We start from the raw sequence: 3,167 nt of genomic DNA on the forward strand, positions 1-3,167 counted from the left end.
CCGACAAAGGCGGCCCGCCGATGTCCTGGGGCCGATTCGCGGCCCGATCAGGCGGATTTACTGCGAAACGTCCTGGCCGAAATAGGTGTCGGCGATCTTCTTGTAGGTGCCGTCCGCCTTGATGTCGGCCAGCGCCTTGTTGATCGCGGCGACCAGTTCCGGATCGCCCTTGCGCACGATGACGCCGGAATAGTCGGCGTTCTCTTCCTGCGCGGCGATCTTCACATTGGCGTCGGGCTTGTGCTTCTTGAAATCGAGGAAGGACAGGCTGTCGTTGATGGTGGCGTCGGCGCGGCCGGTGAGCAGAAGCTGGATCGACTGGTCGAAGCCGTCGGTACCGACGAGCTCGGCGCCGTTGATCTCGGCGAGCTTGCCGTAATTGGAGGTCAGCGACTGCGCCGCCTTCTTGCCCTTGAGGTCGGCGAAGGTCTTGATCTCGGTGTCGTCACCGCGCACGATCAGCACCGCCTTGGAGGCGATGTAGGGATCGGAGAAATCATATTTGGCCTTGCGCGCGTCGGTGATGCCGACCTCGTTGATGACGGCGTCGTAGCGGTTGGCGTCGAGGCCGGCGATCAGGCCATCCCACTTGCCTTCGAGGAATTCCACCTTCACGCCGAGCTTGTCCGCGACCGCCTTGGCGATTTCGACGTCGAAGCCGACCAGCGCGCCCGAGGCGTCATGATAGGTGAAGGGCGCATAGGTGCCTTCCGTGCCGACCTTGATGACGCCGGCCTGCTTGATCTGATCGAGATTGGCGCCGGCATGCCCGGCGGTGACCGCCAGAGCCTGCAGCGTTCCGGCGATGATGAGCGATTTAAGCCATTTCATTTTTCTGTGATCCCGTTTTGGCCGGTGCCCCGGCGCGGTGTAAGAGCCGGAAACTGACAGATAGAGATGCGCGAAATAAGGAACCAGATTTCAAAAATATGGCATTCCAGAAACGAGATTCTCCAACTCGTACCAGAAACGGCCTACAACTCCCGCTCCGGCCATTTGTCTCGTCTCCAAGACAACACAAGGCCGTCCGGCCGTCGCGGCGGAACATTCCACTGCATGGCACGTTCTTGGCTTTGTAGGGCGCGGCGCCGCCATTTCAACCGCTGCTGACGCCGCTGAAGGGATCGGACACCGAAATGTCCGTGACGTCAGGACAAGGGAGCGCGGCATGATTGAGGACACGGCAGGACGGACGATGGTCCGCGCGGCGATGAAGGCGCCCTATCTGGAGCGCGAGGAGGAGCATCTCCTGGCCTTGCGCTGGAAAGAGGATAACGACCAGCAGGCACTGCACCGCATCACCGTCGCCCATATGCGGCTGGTCATCTCCATGGCCTCGAGGTTCCGCCACTACGGCCTGCCGCTCGGCGACCTGATCCAGGAGGGCCATGTCGGCCTGCTCGAGGCGGCCGCGCGCTTCGAACCGGAGCGCGAGGTGCGTTTCTCGACCTATGCCACTTGGTGGATCCGAGCCTCGATGCAGGATTACATCCTGCGCAACTGGTCGATCGTGCGCGGCGGCACCAGTTCGGCGCAAAAGGCGCTGTTCTTCAACCTCCGGCGCCTGCGCGCCCGGCTGGCGAATGGCGCCGAGCCGATCTCCAACGCCTCGCTCTATCGCGAGGTGTCGGCGGCGCTCGGCGTGCCCGAAGCCGACGTGGCGATGATGGATTCGCGCCTCTCCGCGCCCGACAGCTCGCTCAATGCGCCGCTTGGCGACGATTCCGGCCCGGCCGAGCGCATGGATTTCCTGACCTCGGACGATCCCCTGCCGGACGAGGTCGTCGGCGACACGATCGACATCGAGCGCCGCTCGCTGTGGCTGAAGGCGGCGCTCGGCGCGCTCAATGCGCGCGAGCTGAGGATCATCGAGGAGCGCCGGCTGACCGACGAGGGCGCGACACTGGAAGCGCTCGGCGAGGCGCTCGGCATTTCCAAGGAACGCGTGCGCCAGATCGAGGCGCGCGCCATGGAAAAGCTGAAAGTCGCGCTGGTCGAGCAGAACCCGGAATTCCTGGCGACAGCCGCCTGACTCCTGCCTGCCTAGGCTTACCTATCAGTGACGATCTTGACCTTGTCGCCGGTCGAAACAGCGGCGCCGGGCGACAGCGCGTTGAGCACCCTGAACAGGTCGAGCTTCCGGTCGACGCCGACCATCTGAGCGGCGAGCGAGCCCATGGTCTGCCCGGCCTGCACGGTGACGACGCGGATATGCAGTGGCTTCAGCGCCGCCTTCTCGGCCGCGCTCAGGATGCGGAACGAGCCGCTGACCGAGCGCGCCACCGGCTCAAGCGCAGTGCTGGCCGCCGGTGCCGCCGTCAGCAGCCGGTAGACCTGGCCGCCGGCGCGGATGACCGCGATGTCGAACTGCCAGCCGTCGGCGCCGGCGCGCGCCACCGCCGCCTCGTTGCCGTTGATGGTTTCCTGGTGAACGCTGGCGTCATCGAGGCCGGCCACCCAGCCGCTGCGGATGTAGTCGGTCAGCGCCCGCGACTTGTCGATCGAAACGCCGTCGAAACGGATCGCCATGTCGCCGGGGCCGGTCGCCGTCACCGCCGCGGCCGAATTGTCGATGACGAAGCCGTCGGGCACGGTGAACGACACGCCGAGGCCCGGATGCAGGAAGGTCTGGCCGCGCACATAGCCCTCTTCCGGCGTGTCGCCGTAGAGCAGCCCGTCAATACCGGCCAGGAAGGCGTCGCGGTCGCGCGTGCCGATGCCCGGCGGGCCGAAGTTGCGGGCAAGGCGCTGGGCAAGATCGATCCGCTGCGGCGTGTTGGGATGAGTCGCCAGGAAGTCCAGGCTGGCGTCGGTGGCGCCGCTGATTGAGCGGAAATCGGTATAGGCCGACATCGACTGCAGGAAGCGGCCGGCGGCGTAAGGATCATAGCCGGCCTCGCCGATCGACTTGATGCCGATGGCGTCGGCCTGCAGTTCCTGGTTGCGCGAGAACTGCGCGAGCCTCAGCTTGCCGCGGATCAGCGCCGCCTTGGCTGTCGGGCTGTCGCCCAGCACATCCGACACCACCTTGGTCGCCAGCCCTTCCTCGGCCTCCAGCTGCTGCCGCTGCAGGCCGTGATTGGCGGTGACGTGGCCCATCTCGTGCGCGATGACGGCGGCGAGCTCGGACGAATCATTGGCCAGCGCCAGCAGGCCGCGCGTTACAT

3 protein-coding genes are annotated in these 3,167 nt (G+C 65.6%); 1 reads left to right on the forward strand and 2 read right to left on the reverse strand.

Annotated elements, in window-relative coordinates; translation table 11 throughout:
• Positions 1 to 57: 57 nt before the first annotated feature.
• Positions 58 to 831, reverse strand: a complete 774-nt coding sequence (locus tag EN781_RS29430; protein WP_126057898.1) for an amino acid ABC transporter substrate-binding protein — start codon at positions 829 to 831, stop codon at positions 58 to 60.
• A 337-nt stretch (positions 832 to 1,168) separates the two neighbouring features.
• Here EN781_RS29430 and EN781_RS29435 point away from each other — a divergent pair, with 337 nt between their 5' ends.
• On the forward strand, positions 1,169 to 2,032 hold the full coding sequence (locus EN781_RS29435; protein WP_127400591.1) for an RNA polymerase factor sigma-32: 864 nt from the start codon (positions 1,169 to 1,171) through the stop codon (positions 2,030 to 2,032).
• A gap of 17 nt (positions 2,033 to 2,049) precedes the next feature.
• Here EN781_RS29435 and EN781_RS29440 read toward each other — a convergent pair.
• The coding region (locus tag EN781_RS29440; RefSeq protein WP_127400592.1) for a M48 family metalloprotease at positions 2,050 to 3,167 on the reverse strand (1,118 nt) is incomplete at its 5' end.

The organism is Mesorhizobium sp. M4A.F.Ca.ET.090.04.2.1 (genome assembly GCF_003999085.1).
GTDB lineage: Bacteria > Pseudomonadota > Alphaproteobacteria > Rhizobiales > Rhizobiaceae > Mesorhizobium.